Origin of the sequence: Mucilaginibacter aquatilis (genome assembly GCF_009755275.1) — a bacterium.
Classification (GTDB): Bacteria; Bacteroidota; Bacteroidia; order Sphingobacteriales; family Sphingobacteriaceae; genus Mucilaginibacter; species Mucilaginibacter aquatilis.
In genome coordinates, this window is the sequence record NZ_WQLA01000006.1 from 125,209 (window position 1) to 143,362 (window position 18,154).

Sequence of the window (18,154 nt, forward strand, 5' to 3'; positions counted from 1 at the left end):
CATTTATTGGGTAAGCGCATATTGCACCAAATTAGCACCCATCCGCAGTGCTTTAAGCCGGGTTTCCTGACTATCACCTGCATAGGTACCTAAATCTTCCCAACCGTTACCTAAGTCGCACTCCACATCATAAAAACACACCAGGCGGCCCTTATAAATTATGCCGAAGCCTTGCGGACGTTTATTATCATGTTCATGAACCTTGGGCAGTCCGTTCGGAAAGTCGAATTTCTGATGATATACAGGATGATTCAAAGGCAGCTCTACAAAGTTAAGTTCGGGGAATATCTTCTTCATTTGGGGGCGTACGAACTTATCAAGTCCGTAATTATCACAAATGTGAAGAAAACCACCACCTATTAAGTATTTACGTAAATTACGCACGTCCTGATCTGAAAAAATAACGTTGCCATGCCCCGTCATAAAGATGAACGGATAATTAAAAATTTCGGCGCTACCGGCTTCAACTGTTTCGTCTTCTGCCTTAAAGTTTGTTTTAATGTTTTGATTGCAGAATTTAATCAAATTGGGCAATGCTGTTCTATCGGCATACCAATCGCCACCTCCATTATATTTAAGCCGAGCAAGCGTATAAGTTGGCACAGGGGTGAAACTGCTTAAGGCAATGCTTAACACTAGCAAGATCAAAGCCGACCATTTGATGTTTAGTTTTAGCCTTAATAATTCCATCTATGCTCCTATTTCTCTTTCTAAATTCAATTTGGTTCCACTGACTCACTTTAAGAGTGAATATTACTCTGCATGGTCATTATCTATTGAGAAAATTCACCTCAAAGCATGCCTCCAAAGCGGCAGTTTCTGTACGCAGCCTGCTATCCCCTAAAGTTATAGGTTTAAAGCCGTTCTGCAAAGCCTCTTCAATCTCTTTTTCGGTAAAGTCACCCTCGGGACCGATAAGAACCAGGCAATTACCCTGCAACTGCAACTGAGATGCGAGGCTCACCTTATCCTGATCTGGCAAGCAATGGGCAACAAACTTTTGTCCTTCAAAAGGAGCATTCAGCAGTTTACTTAATGGCTGAACACCATTCAGCTTAGGGTGATAGGCCTTCAATGATTGTTTGACGGCTGATGTGATTATCTTGTCCAGGCGCTCGACTTTTGCTTCTTTACGTTCTGAACGCTGACATAAAATAAGCGATACTTCATCAATTCCAATCTCTGTAGCTTTCTCTAAAAACCACTCAATACGTTCAATATTTTTAGTTGGGGCAACGGCTATATGCAAATAATGATTGCGCTTACCATGTTCCTGCTCACTGGTTTCAACGGCCAGCAATGTTTTTTTTGGATGAGCATCCATAATGCCTGCCGTATAAAAACCTCCTTTACCGTCAACTAACTGTACCTTATCATTAGGCTGCAGGCGCAGCACTCTTATAGCATGTTTACTTTCTTCTTCGCTAAGCATGTAGTGCGTGGCATTCGAAGCTATATCGGGTGTATAAAATATGTGCATGCTCAATTGATTACAGTACCGCAAAAATAACAAACGCGGAAGATTGGCCTTAGCTTTTCTCCCGCGTTTATAGCAGCTTATTTAAAAAGATGATCAATGATCATCTTTCATATCTTCTTCGTTGATCAGTAGTTCGAGTTTAACCGATTCAATGTTTTGCTCCGATTTTCGCAATACCGTAATGTTATAGCCATTTGCTTCACGCTGCTCACCTACGTCAGGTATCTTTCCAAAAATTTCACTTACCCAACCCGATACTGTGTCAAAGTCACCATCTTCTGGCAAGTCATGTGGTAAATTTTCGTTCACATCGTAAATAGAGGCAACAGCGTTTACTATAAATTCGCGGTCATTTACTTTCTCAACAATAGGCTTTTCCTCGTCAAACTCATCCTGTATCTCCCCTACCAATTCTTCAACAATATCTTCGAGTGTAACCATGCCCGCTGTACCACCAAATTCATCTAGCACAATAGCGATTTGAATACGGCGCAGCTTAAGCTCGGCCATTAACTCGTTAATCTTTTTGGTTTCAGGAATAAAATAAGGTTTACGAATGATGTCTTTCAAATCAAAGTCTTCCTTGCGGGCCAGTAATGGTAAAATATCCTTGGCGTGTACAATGCCTACAATTTTATCAATCGAGTCGTCGTAAACAGGCATACGCGAATAACCTTCGGTTACCAGGCATTCCAGAACCTCCTCAGATGTGCTTGCCAAATCAATACCCGAAATTTTGGTACGTGGCACCATGATGTTTTTCACCACACGCTCGTTAAAGTCGAATACGTTTTTAATAAGCTCATGCTCAGCCGAATCAAGCGCCCCACTCTCTTTACCTTGTTCAAGCAGGTACTGCAGTTCCTCTGACGAGTGATGCGATTCTTCGCCATGAACAGTAGTAATACCAAACAGTTTAAGTATAAAGTTTGCAAAGTTGTTTAGCAACCATATTGCGGGGCGAAAAACCAGGAAGAAAAAACGCATGGGGTATGACACCGCTAGCGTTGTACGTACTGAACGTTGTATAGCAAGTGATTTAGGAGCCAGCTCACCAAATACGATATGGAGTATGGTAATAGTTAAGAACGCTACCACGTGGCTGGTGTTTTTAACCAGGTCAGACGTTACCTCCATGCCAAACATAGAGAATGTTTTGAGCATGATGTTAGAAACCACACTCTCACCTGCCCAACCCAAACCCAGTGAAGCAATGGTAATACCCAACTGCGTAGCAGCCAGGTATCCATCTAAGTTGTGCATTATACCCCGGGCAACTTTGGCCATGCTGCTGCCGGCCTTTGCCTGGATCTCAATTTGCGACCCCCGAACTCGCACCATGGCAAATTCGGCGGCAACAAAAAAACCATTTAACAATACCAAAAATATTGTAAGGAATATATGAAAACCGTTTATGTCAATCGTCTCGGGGTCCATGTAGTGGGTTATTGGTTCGAACGGAAAGTAGAATTATACAATTCTAAACTTTCTTGAATTACCTTAAGCGCATATGGTTTGCCCATTAAGTGCTCAATGGTTACGTTTTTGCCTTCCAGCTTCTTGTAATCCTGGAAGAAACGTACAATCTCTTTCATAGCATGAGGAGGTAACTCATTTAAATCGTTAATGTAATTAACAGACATGTCGTTTTTAGCAACAGCAATAATCTTATCATCCTGCTCGCCATTATCAACCATGTGCATAACGCCAATAACCTTAGCTTCGATTAATGACATTGGGTAAACATCAACCGAGCATAATACCAGTATATCAAGAGGATCTTTATCGTCGCAATAAGTTTGCGGAATAAAGCCGTAGTTAGCAGGATACATTACTGATGAAAATAGCACGCGGTCTAACTTCAGTAAGCCTGAATCTTTGTCAATTTCGTATTTAGCTTTTGAACCTTTAGGAATCTCAATGATAGCATTAACTACCTCAGGAAGATTTTCTCCCGGTGTAACCTGATGCCAGGGGTGTTGTGTACTCATTTGTAGAAATAGTGTGAATATTGAATAAATTAATGTTCGTCGTTTTTGTTTTCGCCTTTTCCTCGTTTTACAAAAGCAATTATAAGCGGTATGCTTGTTACCACTATCAAGGCAATTACAATATACTGTAAATAGTTTTTAATCTGCGGATATTTTATACCTAAAAAATACCCTAATAAAGTTAAAATGCTAACCCAGGCAATGCTGCCTACAAAGTTATATAAAGTAAACCGTTTAAGGTCTACTTTTACTACGCCCGCAAAGATAGGCGCAAAAGTACGTATTATAGGAAAAAAACGGCCTAACACGAGCGCCATACCACCATACTTTTGGTAAAACTCGCGGGCCATGCTTATGTGTTTCCGTTTAAAAAAGAGGGTATCTTTTCTGTTCTCCATCAACGGACCGGTACGAAAGCCAAACCAGTAACCGGTATAATTACCCAACACTCCTGCCGCTATTAGTGATAGTACCAGCGTATAAACCGGCACATCAAGCAGGCCCGTTGCACAAAACAAACCAGCCATAAACAGCAGATAGTCGCCCGGCAGAAAAAAACCGAAGAACAGTCCTGTTTCAGCATACACCACAATCAGCAACAGGTAAAAACCACCTTTGCTAATAATGGACTGCGCGTCCGTCAGATTTTGGAGATGCTCCCAGAAATTTTCCATTCACAATATTTGTAAAGCTACAAATATTATAACAATTGCTATATGTTATATGTAAGGTTGTGAATTATTGCAGGATAAATACCAATGATTAGCGTTACGAGGGCAGAGAAGCCTAAAACAAACTGGTAATACCCCGGCACAGTAAGCGCCTCGTGCTCAGCATTGCGGAAATACATGGCAATGATTACCCTGAAATAGTAGAAGATACTCACAATGGCGTTAATAACAGCAATGATTACTAACCATAAATGGAAACGACTCATAGCACCGCTAAACATAAAAAATTTACCAATAAAACCTGCGGTTAACGGTATACCAGCTAAAGAGAGCATAGCAATAGTTAAAGTAGCCGCCAGGAACGGGTTGCGTTTGTGAAGGCCATTAAAGCACTCAAAGCTATCGCTGCCTAATTGTTGCTGAACCAATATCAACACACCAAAGGCTACTATTGATGCAATAGAATAGGCAGTAGCGTACATAAAAACTGCGTTGCCTGAGGTAGCACTTAGCGCCACAATAGCAAATAGCAAGTATCCTGCGTGCGATATGCTGGAGAAAGCCAACATACGTTTAAAGCCATGCTGGTATAGTGCTGTAAGGTTACCTACAAACAATGTAATGATGGTAATTACCATTAATGTAGGCATCCAAAATTCGGCAACAGGGGCAAAACTTACGCTAAATAAACGCAGGAATGCTGCAAAACCCGCAGTTTTCACAACAGTTGACATAAAAGCGGTAACTAATGTAGGCGAGCCTTCATAAACATCAGGCGTCCAGAAGTGGAATGGTGCTGCGCCTACTTTAAAGCACAGACCAACAATTATAAGGATGATACCGGTATGAAAAAGAGGATCAATACCACGAGGATGTTGTACTGCCCAGTTACGGATAGCCTCCAAACCAAATGAGTGCGTTGCACCATATATAAGCGTAATGCCAAATAGTAAGAAGCCTGTAGAAAAAGCTCCCATCAGGAAGTACTTTAATGCAGCTTCGTTTGATGCAAAATTCTTTTTATCAATACCGGCCAGTATATACAAGCTCACCGACATAATTTCGATACCCACAAACAACATGGCCAGGTTATAGTAAGATACCATAACAACGATACCTGCCAGCGAAAAAAGCATAATGGCGATGTATTCGGCAACGTTATCGCTTATGCGCTCAAAATAGTCTTTTGATAACATCAGTATTAACAGGGTTGAAACAATAGCTATTGCCGAAAAGGCCACCGAAAAATTATCGAACAGCATCATGCCGCTGAATATGGCCGATGCTCCGTTATTCCATTGCATAACGGCCGATGCCAATGCCACCAGTAAACCGGCAATAGTAACCGGCAGCAGCAATTTATTAGCCTTGTACAGGCCAATGTACAGCAACACGATGGGTAATATGGCTATGATAATTAATGTGGTCATTGTATATCTGAAATTCGAATCTCCAATAGTTTAGTTGTCAGTTTTACCGGCTACAAGCTGCTGGCAGGTACTGATTTATTTTTTATGCAGCAAGGCTGCGCTTATCTTACTGTTAACATCGTTCATCAATTGTGTAACTGATGATTCGGTAAGGTGAAGCACAGGTTGCGGGTAAACACCAATCACGATGATAAGGACGCAAATTATACCCAATATAAGCCTCTCGCCGGCAGTAATATCAGTGAAGGTTGCGGTAAGTGCATTGGTTTGGCCCTGCATAATGTTTTTGTAAGCCCTAAGCATATAAACAGCTCCCAGTATAATGGTTAAACCGGCAACAATACCCATCCACATATCGTAGCGGTAAACACCGTTCAATAATAAAAATTCGCCAATGAATCCGTTAGTTAAAGGTAAACCCACCGATCCTAATACGATAATGAGGAATGCAATGGAAAGCTGAGGCGCTACTTTAGCAATACCACCAAGCTGATCAACATCGCGGGTTTTTAATTGACGCTCAATAATATCGAGCACAAAAAACACACCTACTACTTCCAAACCGTGGTTAAGCATTTGTATCATGGCGCCCTGTAAGCCTTGAATAGTCCATGCTAGTAAACCTGCAGCTATCAAACCAACGTGGGCAATTGATGAATATGCTATTAAACGCTTGCTGTCTTTAACCCTGAAGGCAATAATAGATGCATATAAAATACCGGCAATGGCTAACCAAAGCGGGTTATTTTGCCATTCGTAAAACCCTACCGGCGCTATGGGAATCATCCAGCGGAGGGCTCCGTATATGCCCATCTTTAGCATAATACCTGACAATAGCATGGTTCCGGCGGCAGGAGCCTCGGTATAGGTATCAGGCTGCCAGGTGTGCAAAGGGAATATTGGCATCTTAATAGCAAATGCTAGTAAGAAAGCTGCAAATACCCATGCCTGCTGAGTGGGATTTAATTGCAATGCATAGAACTTATAAATATCAAAGCTATGCTCGGGCGTTTGCAGGTACAGGTAAATTAATGCCAACAGCATAAACAGTGAACCGGCAAATGTGTAGATGAAAAACTTAAGCGTAACCTTAACACGGTTTTCGCCACCCCACATACCACATATAAAGTAAATAGGTATTAGCGCTGCTTCCCAACCTACATAAAACATAAAGCCGTCTAACGCGGTAAATACCAGCATCAAGCCAAACTGCATGAACATGATAAGCGCATAAAACGCCGAAGCATTTTTATACTCGCGTTTAAATGTTGTTCCTATAATAAGCGGCACTAAACCTACGGTAAGAATAACAGGAATGATATTGATACCATCTATAGCTGCTGTAAAGTATATGCCCAGCTTAGGCATCCAGGCGGCATCAAATACAAACTGCGGGCTGCTTATATTGGTTTGAAATTGAGTAATAAAGTAAACACCTAAGGCCAGTTCAATTAATGAGAAAGCCAGTGCTATGGTTTTTACAGCATCGCCTTTAATAAAAAGAAGCGCAAGGGCTGCCAGTAAGGGTAAAAGAAGTAAGATACTAACCGTCATTTTTATATGCAGTAAACGCTTGTTTTAAAACTTAATTAAACTGTATACGAGCACGCCAATTATGCCAATAACCATCATAAAGAGGTAAAAACCCACATTACCGGTTTGTAACAGGCGTAAACCTCTTCCGGCCTCACAAGGTGCCTGCCCAAGGCCGTTTACTAATCCATCAATACCCAATTTATCAACCACCTTAAATAAAAAGCCTGAAAGCGCGTCAAGTGGGCGACGGACAATAGCATCATAAATTTCATCTATATAAAATTTATTATACGAAAGCTTCACCAAAGCAGGGCGTTCTTCAGTATCAGCTATCGGAATATCAGCCTGCTTAACGTATTTAATGTAAGCATAAATTAATGCCAGTACCGCCACTCCAACTGATACGCCCATGAGCATAAATTCAGTGTTGTGAGCAATAAACATTTTACCGGTTAGTGCTGATGATTTACTCATTACCGGCTCTAACCAATGCTCCAGCCAATGATGACCACCTAATGCTTCGGGCACGCCCATAAAGCCACCAACTGTTGACAGCACTGCCAATACAATTAACGGAATGGTCATGCTTGGTGGCGACTCGTGCAAATGATGTTCCTGCTCGTGCGTTCCGCGGAACTTACCCCAAAAGGTTAAGTACATTAAGCGGAACATATAGAATGAAGTGAACATGGCACCCAACACACCCAATACGTAAAGTATAGGGCTATGCATATAAGTATGCGCCAGTATTTCGTCTTTTGAAAAGAAACCTGCAAACGGGGGAATACCAGCAATGGCTACGGTACCAATTAACATAGTAATAAATGTTACCGGTAATTTGCCTTTCAATCCGCCCATATTTCGCATGTCCTGCTCACCGCTTACTGCGTGTATAACCGAACCGGCTCCTAAAAATAACAATGCTTTAAAAAATGCATGGGTTAATACGTGGAAGAATGCTCCGGTGTAAGCACCTACGCCTAATGCTAAACACATATAGCCTAACTGTGATACCGTAGAATAAGCTAACACTTTTTTAATATCGGTTTGAGTTAGGGCAATGATTGCTGCCAACAGTATAGTGGCCACACCAATAATAGCAATTACATGCTGAGTAACCGGGGCCAGGGTAAATAAGATATTTGAACGGGCAATCATATATATACCTGCGGTAACCATGGTAGCCGCGTGTATTAACGCCGAAACCGGGGTTGGGCCCGCCATTGCATCAGGCAGCCAGGTAAATAAAGGTATTTGTGCCGATTTACCTGTAGCGCCTACAAACAGCAGCAAGGTAATTAACATGATAGTGCCGTCACCGCTTTTCATGTTTGCAGCATGGGCAAATACTTTGGTGTACTCAATACTGCCAAATGTTTTCATGATTACGAATACCCCAATAAGGAAACCAAGGTCACCAATGCGGTTCATTACAAAGGCTTTCTTAGCGGCATCAGCATAAGCTGCATTGCCATACCAGAAACCTATGAGCAGGTACGAGCATAAACCTACACCCTCCCAGCCAATAAACATAATAACATAGTTTGAACCCAGCACCAGCAGCAACATAAAGAACACAAACAGGTTCAGATAAGCGAAAAACTTACCGAAACCCTCATCGTGGCTCATATAGCCAATAGAATACAAATGGATTAAAAAGCCAATGCCGGTTATAATCAACAGCATGATGGCGCTCAACTGATCGATCAGGAACGCAAATGGTATATGCAGATCGCCAACCTTTATCCAATCAAACAGGGTTACGTTGATAGGTGCGCCGGTTGATTTTACCTGTAAAAATGCGCCAACACTTAAAGCAAATGATAACAAAACCATCAAACTAGCTAAACCGCCAATGATGCTTTTAGGTAAGGTATTACGGCCCAATCCGTTAATTACGAATCCTGCCAGGGGCAGCAGCGGAATAAGCCAGAGGTATTTATCCATTTTTTGTTAGTTGTCTGAATCTGAATTTTCAGAATTTATGAATTAACAGAATCTTTTAATATTATGAGTGAGGCAGTTATGATATAAATCTAAAATCGAACATTCGAAATCCGAAATCAAGTAACTACCATTTCAATCTGTTCAATATATCTACGTCAATAGAGTTTGTATTGCGGTGTATCATCACAATAATGGCCAAACCTATGGCAATCTCTGCCGCGGCAAGCGCCATAATAAAAAATACAAACACCTGCCCGTTAGGATCGTTGCCGTACACCGAAAATACGGTAAGCAACAGGTTAACGGCATTCAGCATTAGCTCAACCGACATAAACACCACAATAGCGTTACGGCGTATTAATACCCCAATAACACCTATTGAAAATATGATAGCGCTTAACAGTATATAATGGTTAAGCGGAACAACTTTTACAGCTTCAAGAAAACTTTCCATTATACAGTAGTAGCTTTAGGTTTACCTTCTTTAGTGGCCAGCAATACAGCACCCACCATGGCCGATAGCAGCAGGATAGACGATACCTCGAACGGCAATAAAAATTCGTTAAATAATACCTTGCCCAGGTTTTGCACCGAGCCGAGGTTTACATCTTGCAGCACCACGGGATTTGACTTTGCAGTTAGTTTAATAGCGCCTACCAGGGTTACCAGCAATACACCGCCGCCTATGATACCCGCCAGTTTTACATAAATGCTTTTGGTAGGCTCAGTATCTTCATTCAGGTTCAGCATCATAAGCACAAACAGGAAAAGCACCAATATAGCGCCCATGTAAACAATAAAGTTTACCACTGCCAAAAACTGGGCATTCAAAATGATGTAATGAATGGTGAACGTAAAAAATGTAATAATGAGGTACAGCACACTATGCACCGGGTTTTTTGCAAAAATAACCAGCAGTGAAAACAGTATGGACAAGAATGCGATAAAGTAAAATACACTCATAGCTCGAGATACAGAAAAATACCTTTACCGGTTAATTGGTTGCCGGCAAAGGTATCATTCTTTTTTTATTGGTTTAAAGGCGGCTCAACTAATTTGTCTTTGCCGTATATAAAGTCTTTACGTAAAAAATCGGTTGGCACAATGTCGCCGTCGAGGTAAATGGCCTCTTTAGGGCAGGCTTCTTCGCACAGGCCGCAAAAAATGCAACGTAACATGTTTATCTCGTACACCGCTGCGTACTTTTCCTCGCGGTACAGGTGCTCTTCGCCTTTTTGGCGTTCACCGGCAGTCATAGTAATAGCTTCGGCCGGGCATGATAAAGCACACAAACCACACGCGGTACAACGCTCTTTACCGTCTTCATCGCGCTTTAGCGAGTGCATACCACGGAAATTCTCTGAAAACTCTCTTTTTTGTTCGGGGTAACGGATAGTTACGTCCTTCTTAAAAAAGTGCTTCATGGTTATGCTCAAACCCTGAGCAATAGCAGGCAGGTAAGCGCGCTCCCAAAAATTGAGCGGCTTAACTTCTAATACTTTTCGCTTTTTACTTAATGGTTCCATATATAGGGTTAAGCAAACTTTTCAATTAATGTAGATATAATACCGGTTAACACAATGTTGGCAATAGCAAGCGGTATCAGGGTTTTCCAACCCAAGTGCATCAGCTGATCATAACGGAAACGCGGGATAGTCCAGCGTACCCACATGAAAAAGAAGATGAAGGCAAATATTTTCGCAAACAGTACTACTACTCCAATTATAGGCGCAATGGTAGGGCCTGCATGTGCCGCCACCCAATCCATACCCGGATAATTATAACCGCCCCAGTACAGGGTAGCCATAACAGCCGATGATACGAACATATTGATATACTCGGCAAACAGGTAAAAACCCAGTTTCATGGATGAATATTCGGTATGATAACCACCTACCAGCTCTGTTTCACACTCAGGTAAATCGAACGGGCTGCGGTTGGTTTCGGCAAAGGCGCATACCATAAATATTAAAAAGCCAAGTGGCTGGGTAAGTACATTCCAATGCCAGCCATGCTGCTGCTCGGCGATTTCTTTTAAGCTTAAAGTACCGGTAAGCATCAATAAGGCAATGATAGATAAGCCCATCGAAATTTCGTAGCTGATGTTTTGTGAAGCTGCGCGTATTGCTCCTAATAATGAGTATTTATTATTAGATGCCCAACCACCAATCATGATGCCGTATACCCCCAACGATACTACGCCAAAGATGTATAAGATACCCACGTTAATATCTGTTACCTGCAGATCGATCACACGATCGCCTATTTGCATTTGTGGTCCCCACGGAATAACCGCCGAACCTATACAGGCTGTCATGATAGCCAGTGACGGACCAACGATGAACAGGAAACCGCTGGCGCGGGTGGGAATGATTTCCTCTTTCATGAACATTTTGGCACCATCGGCCATAGGCTGTAAAATACCAAACGGACCGGCACGGTTAGGGCCTACCCTATCTTGTAAAAAAGCAGCAACCTTACGCTCGGCATAAGTAGAATACATGGCTACTACAAGGCTTATGGCAAAAATCACTACCACAAGCACCAATTTTATGATTAAGTCAGCAATCTCCATTATAATCTAGTCTCCCGTTCAAATTGTTCTTTATTGGCTTCGAGTAAAACCGGGTTAGTTTTTACTACAGGCAATGGTCTTAATGTGTCGTAATGGTTTGCGCTGATTACCGATTGGTTTGATACCTTGCGTGGACCTTCAATAACCCAGTCGGCAGTTTTCTTTTTATCAAAGCGGCAGGTATTGCAAATAAATTCCTCTACCTCGCCATACTGATCTTTACGTGCCGTAACGCGTATTACGTCTTCACCTTTATACCAAAGTGTTACTTTACCGCTGCATTTTTCGTGGTCGCAATCACGGTGCGCTTCTACGGGTTTGGTAAACCAAACGCGGTTTTTAAAGCGGAAAGTTTTATCGGTTAAGGCACCTACGGGACAAACGTCTATTACGTTGCCCGAAAAGTCGTTATCAACTGCTTTTTTAATGTAGGTAGAAATTTCGGCATGATCGCCGCGATTTAATACGCCGTGTACGCGTTGCTCGGTAATTTGGTCGGCCGTAAAAACGCAACGGTAGCATAAAATACAACGGGTCATGTGCAGCTGTATTTTATCGCCAATGTCTATTTTTTCAAAAGTACGGCGGTCAAATTCGTAGCGGGTTTTAGCGGCACCGTGTTCGTAACCTAAATCTTGCAGGTGGCATTCGCCAGCCTGGTCACAAACGGGGCAATCAAGCGGATGATTGATTAGAAGCATCTCTACAATGCCTTTACGAGCTTCAATAACCTCAGGCGAGGTAATGTTTTGCACCTCCATACCATCCATAACACCTGTACGGCATGAGGCTACCAGCTTAGGCATAGGGCGCGGGTCTTTTTCTGAGCCCTTTGTTACCTTAACCAAACAGGTACGGCATTTACCGCCGCTGCCTTCCAGCTTAGAGTAATAGCACATAGCCGGCGGAACAATATCGCCTCCTATCTGCCTTGCAGCATTCAGAATGGATGTGCCGGGTTCAACATCAATGCTAATTCCGTCAATAGTTACTTTCATTAACCTTATCTCTAATATAAGCGAGGTAATCGCCGTTTATAATCTTTATATGTGATGGATGCAGTTCTTGTATAAAAACATACACCCAACAATTGATCTCTTTTTGGTTACCAAGCTTCACCGTTTTTACAACGCGGTTATACTCGTCCCCTTCGTACTCATCAAGTACCGCAAACACCGCTTGCGCATTGTTGGTGCGGTATACCTCGCCTGTAATAGTATCGGTTGCACTGGCAACTTCAACAAGGCCGGGGTATTGCCCTAAATCGTACAGTTGGCCCAAAATAGAGCCTTTTCCTTCAAAATGAAGATACTCTTGCACGCTGCGCATCACCCCGGCATTAAAAGTCTTTAACAAGGTGCCATATACAAATATGTATTCCATATATAACCTTGTTAAACCAGCGTATTATAACTGGTATTCCTTTATAACAGGGGTACCATCAGCGGCGGTACCCATTTCTATGTCAATTTTTGCGCCTTTCAATATTGGCGACTGCTGCAAAATAGGAGCAATATTCTTGAACAAAACTTCAGGGTTAGCAGCCGTTAAATAAAACAGCGCTCTGTTGTTTTCTTCATCAAGTTCATAAGTATCGTACTCTCCTACGTTATGATAATTAACTGCATTTTCTATCTGATCCTGCAAATCATCTAAGTAGTCAAAATCCTCTACTTTGTAATCAAACTTTATAACAACCGGATGTATTTCTGCCATGTTTTTTCAATAAGTTTAGTAAAACGTTATAAATATAATAACTTATTGCATATCAGAAATATTGCCTTCTGTTAAACCGCAGCTTCGGGCTTTGGCAATGGGTCGGCGTAATGTGCTAAACCATAGTTATGGCTTACCGCCTCAGCTCCGTTTGTTACGTGCCATTCAAACTCATCACGGAAGTGACGAATTGCGCTTGCCACCGGCCATGCAGCCGCATCACCCAGCGGACAAATTGTGTTGCCTTCTATTTTTTTCGATACATCAACCAACAAATCCATATCGCTCATTTTGCCGTGACCCATCTCTAAGCGGTGCAGCACTTTTTCCATCCAGCCAGTACCCTCACGGCAAGGCGAACACTGTCCGCAACTTTCGTGATGATAAAAGCGGGTAAAGTTCCAGGTATTGCGAACAATACACTGGTCTTCGTCAAAAGCAATAAAACCACCCGAACCCATCATGGTTCCGCTTACAAAGCCACCTTCCGACAGCCCTTCGTAACTCATAACCCGGGCATTGCCCTCAATGGTTTTGAGGATAAGGTTAGCCGGTAAAATTGGCACCGATGAACCACCGGCAACTACTGCTTTGAGGCGTTTGCCGTTGGCTATACCGCCACAGTATTCGTCCGAGTAAATAAATTCTTCAACCGGAACACCTAACTCAATCTCGTAAACACCCGGTTTAACCAGGTTACCACCTGCAGATATCAATTTAGTACCGGTACTTCTACCAATACCAATTTTGGCATACTCATCTCCACCATCACGAATGATTGGCACAGTTGCAGCAATTGACTCTACGTTGTTTACCACGGTTGGGCAGCCATACAAACCCGCAATAGCCGGGAACGGCGGTTTAATACGCGGATTACCACGCTTGCCTTCCAATGATTCAATTAGTGCCGTTTCTTCACCGCAGATGTAAGCGCCGCCTCCGGGTTGTACGTACAACTCCAGATCGTAACCGGTGCCTAGTATGTTTTTGCCTAAAAAGCCTGCATTTTTTGCTTCGGCTATGGCTCTTTCCAGGATGCGTATCTGTGGCATCATTTCGCCACGCACGTAGATGTACGAGGTTTTGGCGCCCAGTGCAAAGCTGGCTATAATCATCCCCTCAATTAAAAGGTGAGGGATGTGTGTCATTAAATAACGGTCTTTAAACGTACCGGGTTCCGATTCGTCGGCGTTGCAAACCAGGTAACGGGGCACACCTTCGGGCTTGGCCAAAAAGCTCCACTTCATACCAGTTGGGAAACCCGCACCACCACGGCCACGCAAACCCGATTTTTTAACCTCTTCCACCACTTCATCGGGTGTTAAAGTTTTCAGGGCTTTTTCCATGGCAGCATAACCACCTTTCTGGCGGTAAACTTCCAGGGTATTGATGCCGGGTACGTTTATATGTTCAAGTAATAATTTGCGTCCCATTGTTTAATACTCACTATATATGCTTCCCATTTTTGAACCAGTAACTAAAGGGTTATCTTGATTTAATAAATGGCCTTTAAAATTAGCTTTGAATTGCGCCCTCTCGATTTGGTGCCTCATTTGCTTATCTTTTTGGTTACTTTTCCGGGTTGAATTTCTACGGCGTCTATCACTAACCATCGACTTAAACCCGTACTTAGACCATATTTTTCTATATCTCGCATAGGCTTCAGCATTTACCTTATTCAAGTAGCCATAAGTATCTCCATTCGCAGTCATTAATTCTGAATACTTATCAGAATTTCGAAGCATATGGTAGTCCTTATCCTTTTGCGAAGCCATTTATTTAGTTATTTGCCTTAGCTTTTAAATCACTAACTAACCGGTCAACCGACTCAGGCGTTAGTTTTTCGTAAAACGTATACTCGGGGCCAATTTGCAGTACCGGGCCAAAACCACAGGCAGCAAGGCACTCTACTCCGCGCCAGCTAAACAGGCCATCGGCAGTAACTTCACCTTCTTTAACGCCCAGCGTTTGCTCAATATGGTCCATTATTTTTTCGGCACCTACCAAACAGCAAGGCCCTGTGCGGCAAACCTCTAACACGTACTTGCCCTGCGGGCGTAAAAAGTACATGGTGTAAAAGGTAGCTACCTCATAAACTTCAATCGACTCTATATTTAAATACTCGGCAACTTTATCCATTGCCTTTGCGCTTAACCAGCCATGCTCGGCCTGTACGGCATGCAGCATAGGCAACAAGGCCGATTTTTGCTTGCCTTCAGGATAGCGGCTTACAAAATCAGCAAACTGCTCAAGCAATGCGGCCGAAAACTCGACCGGTGTTTGGGTATCTTCTACTTTAAGCATCTAACTCTCCGGCTATAACGTTTAAGCTACTCATGTTAATAATGGCATCCGAAAGCAACATACCACGGCTCATATCGGCATACATGCTGTAATTGATAAAGCTTGGCCTGCGGAAATGCAAACGGTATGGGCTACGGCCACCATCGTTCACCAGGTAAAAGCCCAACTCGCCGTTAGTTCCTTCAACCGCATGGTAAACCTCTCCTACCGGTGCATCAATCTCACCCATCACAATTTTAAAATGATAAATAAGGGCTTCCATGTTGTTGTACACTTCCTCTTTTGGAGGCAAGTAAATTTCCGGAACATCGGCATGAAAAATGGCCGAGTCTTCTTTTTCTATCTTGTCCAAAGCCTGCTGTATCATGCGCATGCTTTGTTTCATTTCTTCGTTACGAACCAAAAAGCGGTCATACACATCGCCCGTAGTACCCACCGGAACTTCAAAATCAAAGTCCTCGTAAGAGCAATAAGGGTTCATGGCACGTACATCGTAATCAACGCCTGTAGCACGCAAAATCGGGCCGCTCCAGCTGTAATCAAGGGCAGTTTCGGCAGTTACCGGGGCTACGCCTTTGGTACGGTCGATGAAGATACGGTTACGGTTAAACAGCGCTTCAAATTCGTTCAGCACTTTAGGAAAATCTACCAAGAACTTTTTAATCTTGGCAAAAGCAATATCATTGAAGTTACGCTCAAAGCCACCTAACCTACCAACATTGGTTGTTAAGCGCGAACCGCAAACTTCTTCATAGATTTCATATATGGCCTCGCGGTATTCCATCATGTAGAGGAAACCCGTGAATGCTCCGGTATCAACCCCCAATACACCGTTACAGATAATATGGTCGGCAATACGAGCAAGCTCCATGATGATTACCCGGAGGTAATCAACGCGTTTTGGTGTTTGTATCTTCAACAGCTTTTCAACCGTCATGTGCCAGCCCATGTTATTAATAGGGGCTGAACAATAGTTCAGGCGGTCGGTTAGCGGGGTAATTTGGTAGAATGGACGGTGCTCGGCAATTTTCTCAAACGCACGGTGGATGTAACCTATGGTTGATACGCCGCTTACAATGCGCTCGCCATCCATTTGCAACACATTTTGGAATACGCCGTGCGTAGCCGGATGCGTTGGCCCCAGGTTAAGGGTAGATAACTCACTTTGCAGGTTGGTATCTGTATTACTATTTGTATTTAACGAAGGAAAATTCTGCATAGGTTATCTTCCAAAATAAAAATCTTTTTTATCTACACGGTTCGGATCTTCCAGCGGATACTCTTTACGCATCGGAAACACGGTCATATCGTCCACATTTAGTATACGCACAAGGTTAGGATGGCCTTCAAAGTTCACCCCAAAAAAGTCGTAAGTTTCACGCTCCATCCAGTTAGCACCGTTCCAAAGCTCAGTAGCTGATGGTATACGCTCATCACCTGCCGGTAAAAACACTTTTGCGCGTATGCGCACATTGTGCACCAAGCTATGTACATGGTATATTACCCCAATTGGGTTTTCCTGCTCAGGATATTGTATGGCAGTAATATCGGTAAGGTATATAAACTGCAGGGCCGCATCAGTTTTGATGTAGCGCAGCAAGTCTATAATGGTATCGCGGTTGGTTTCAACCGTTAACATGCCGTAATCTTCAACAACAGGCTTTACTAATTCGCCAAATTTGCTGGTTAGGTTTTCGAGCAGTATATCGTTATTTAATTCACCCATTACTGGATTCCGTATTTAGCTAGTAATTGCTGATATTCCGGTGTGTCGCGACGACGCAACGACTCGGTTTGTACCAGTTTTTGAATATTCATAAAACCATCAATAATGGCTTCAGGGCGCGGCGGGCAACCCGGTACATAAACGTCAACCGGTATAACCTCATCTATTCCCTGCAATACCGAGTAAGTATCAAATATACCACCGCTTGATGCGCATGCACCAACAGCCATCACCCAACGGGGCTCGGCCATTTGCAGGTAAACCTGGCGTAAAACCGGTGCCATCTTTTTAGAGATAGTACCCATAACCATCAATAAATCGGCCTGGCGCGGCGAAAAACTTAAACGCTCGGCACCAAAGCGAGACAAATCATAATGCGAGCCCATGGTGGCCATAAACTCAATGCCGCAGCATGAAGTAGCAAAAGGCAACGGCCACAACGAATGCGAACGCGCCAAACCTATGGCCTTATCTAACGATGTAGCGAAAAATCCCGAACCTTCGACACCCGGAGGGGCATTAACTATCTGTACATCACTCATTGGTTATAATTGCTAAAATTCCGCCTAAACGGATGCCTACAAATTTATTATTATAAACGTATTTTGGTATAGTGTGATATGTACAACATTGTATTTAGAAACAGTCTAAACAGATTGATTATGTGCATTATACCTTAAGCTTTTATTGAAAAATAAAGCATTAAAACGCAAAACGCCCAATAGATTTAATAACCTATTGGGCGTTTGTTTATGATAATGATAATATTAATATATTT

21 protein-coding genes are annotated in these 18,154 nt (G+C 42.7%); all 21 read right to left on the minus strand.

Going from position 1 to position 18,154, the window contains the following annotated elements:
- Positions 1-3: 3 nt before the first annotated feature.
- The gene (locus GO816_RS14940) at positions 4-690 is read right to left on the minus strand and encodes a DUF4159 domain-containing protein (RefSeq protein ID WP_157542743.1); all 687 of its coding nucleotides are present in this window, start codon (positions 688-690) and stop codon (positions 4-6) included.
- Positions 691-769: 79 nt separating this feature from the next.
- Positions 770-1,480: a 16S rRNA (uracil(1498)-N(3))-methyltransferase gene (locus tag GO816_RS14945; protein ID WP_157542744.1), complete on the minus strand. Its 711-nt coding sequence runs from the start codon at positions 1,478-1,480 to the stop codon at positions 770-772.
- 93 nt (positions 1,481-1,573) lie between these two features.
- A complete protein-coding gene (locus GO816_RS14950; protein WP_157542745.1) occupies positions 1,574-2,917 on the minus strand; it encodes a hemolysin family protein in 1,344 nt (447 codons plus the stop codon).
- Between the two features lie 8 nt (positions 2,918-2,925).
- Complete coding sequence (locus tag GO816_RS14955) at positions 2,926-3,471, minus strand: inorganic diphosphatase (protein ID WP_157542746.1); 546 nt, start codon at positions 3,469-3,471, stop codon at positions 2,926-2,928.
- Between the two features lie 29 nt (positions 3,472-3,500).
- A complete protein-coding gene (locus tag GO816_RS14960; RefSeq protein WP_157542747.1) occupies positions 3,501-4,145 on the minus strand; it encodes a DedA family protein in 645 nt (214 codons plus the stop codon).
- A 38-nt stretch (positions 4,146-4,183) separates the two neighbouring features.
- Complete coding sequence (locus GO816_RS14965; protein ID WP_157542748.1) at positions 4,184-5,572, minus strand: NADH-quinone oxidoreductase subunit N; 1,389 nt, start codon at positions 5,570-5,572, stop codon at positions 4,184-4,186.
- A gap of 75 nt (positions 5,573-5,647) precedes the next feature.
- Positions 5,648-7,126 carry a complex I subunit 4 family protein gene (locus GO816_RS14970; protein ID WP_157542749.1) on the minus strand — a complete coding sequence of 493 codons (1,479 nt, stop codon included), beginning with the start codon at positions 7,124-7,126 and terminating at the stop codon, positions 5,648-5,650.
- Positions 7,127-7,150: 24 nt separating this feature from the next.
- Entirely contained in the window at positions 7,151-9,055 is a 1,905-nt protein-coding gene (nuoL, locus tag GO816_RS14975) for an NADH-quinone oxidoreductase subunit L (protein ID WP_157542750.1), read from the minus strand.
- 124 nt (positions 9,056-9,179) lie between these two features.
- Positions 9,180-9,509, minus strand: coding sequence for an NADH-quinone oxidoreductase subunit NuoK (gene nuoK / locus GO816_RS14980; protein WP_157542751.1), 330 nt, complete (start codon positions 9,507-9,509; stop codon positions 9,180-9,182).
- Positions 9,509-10,018, minus strand: coding sequence for an NADH-quinone oxidoreductase subunit J family protein (locus tag GO816_RS14985; protein ID WP_157542752.1), 510 nt, complete (start codon positions 10,016-10,018; stop codon positions 9,509-9,511). Before GO816_RS14985 ends, nuoK begins: the two co-directional genes overlap by 1 nt.
- Positions 10,019-10,083: 65 nt before the next feature.
- The gene (locus GO816_RS14990) at positions 10,084-10,581 is read right to left on the minus strand and encodes a NuoI/complex I 23 kDa subunit family protein (protein ID WP_157542753.1); all 498 of its coding nucleotides are present in this window, start codon (positions 10,579-10,581) and stop codon (positions 10,084-10,086) included.
- 8 nt (positions 10,582-10,589) lie between these two features.
- Entirely contained in the window at positions 10,590-11,630 is a 1,041-nt protein-coding gene (gene nuoH / locus GO816_RS14995) for an NADH-quinone oxidoreductase subunit NuoH (protein WP_157542754.1), read from the minus strand.
- Entirely contained in the window at positions 11,630-12,628 is a 999-nt protein-coding gene (locus GO816_RS15000; RefSeq protein WP_157542755.1) for a 2Fe-2S iron-sulfur cluster-binding protein, read from the minus strand. Before GO816_RS15000 ends, nuoH begins: the two co-directional genes overlap by 1 nt.
- Positions 12,612-13,013, minus strand: a complete 402-nt coding sequence (locus GO816_RS15005) for a gamma-glutamylcyclotransferase family protein (protein ID WP_157542756.1) — start codon at positions 13,011-13,013, stop codon at positions 12,612-12,614. The genes GO816_RS15000 and GO816_RS15005 overlap by 17 nt, the downstream gene beginning before the upstream one ends.
- 24 nt (positions 13,014-13,037) lie before the next feature.
- On the minus strand, positions 13,038-13,346 hold the full coding sequence (locus GO816_RS15010; protein ID WP_157542757.1) for a hypothetical protein: 309 nt from the start codon (positions 13,344-13,346) through the stop codon (positions 13,038-13,040).
- Positions 13,347-13,417: 71 nt separating this feature from the next.
- Positions 13,418-14,779 (minus strand): NADH-quinone oxidoreductase subunit NuoF, encoded by a 1,362-nt coding sequence (nuoF, locus tag GO816_RS15015; protein WP_157542758.1) that lies wholly within the window; start codon positions 14,777-14,779, stop codon positions 13,418-13,420.
- Between the two features lie 3 nt (positions 14,780-14,782).
- On the minus strand, positions 14,783-15,121 hold the full coding sequence (locus GO816_RS15020; RefSeq protein ID WP_157542759.1) for a hypothetical protein: 339 nt from the start codon (positions 15,119-15,121) through the stop codon (positions 14,783-14,785).
- A 4-nt stretch (positions 15,122-15,125) separates the two neighbouring features.
- Positions 15,126-15,650, minus strand: a complete 525-nt coding sequence (locus GO816_RS15025; protein WP_157542760.1) for an NADH-quinone oxidoreductase subunit NuoE family protein — start codon at positions 15,648-15,650, stop codon at positions 15,126-15,128.
- Positions 15,643-16,869, minus strand: a complete 1,227-nt coding sequence (locus GO816_RS15030) for an NADH-quinone oxidoreductase subunit D (protein WP_157542761.1) — start codon at positions 16,867-16,869, stop codon at positions 15,643-15,645. The genes GO816_RS15025 and GO816_RS15030 overlap by 8 nt, the downstream gene beginning before the upstream one ends.
- A 3-nt stretch (positions 16,870-16,872) precedes the next feature.
- The gene (locus GO816_RS15035; RefSeq protein ID WP_157542762.1) at positions 16,873-17,376 is read right to left on the minus strand and encodes an NADH-quinone oxidoreductase subunit C; all 504 of its coding nucleotides are present in this window, start codon (positions 17,374-17,376) and stop codon (positions 16,873-16,875) included.
- A complete protein-coding gene (locus GO816_RS15040; protein ID WP_157542763.1) occupies positions 17,376-17,918 on the minus strand; it encodes an NADH-quinone oxidoreductase subunit B in 543 nt (180 codons plus the stop codon). The genes GO816_RS15035 and GO816_RS15040 overlap by 1 nt, the downstream gene beginning before the upstream one ends.
- Positions 17,919-18,154 lie beyond the last annotated feature (236 nt).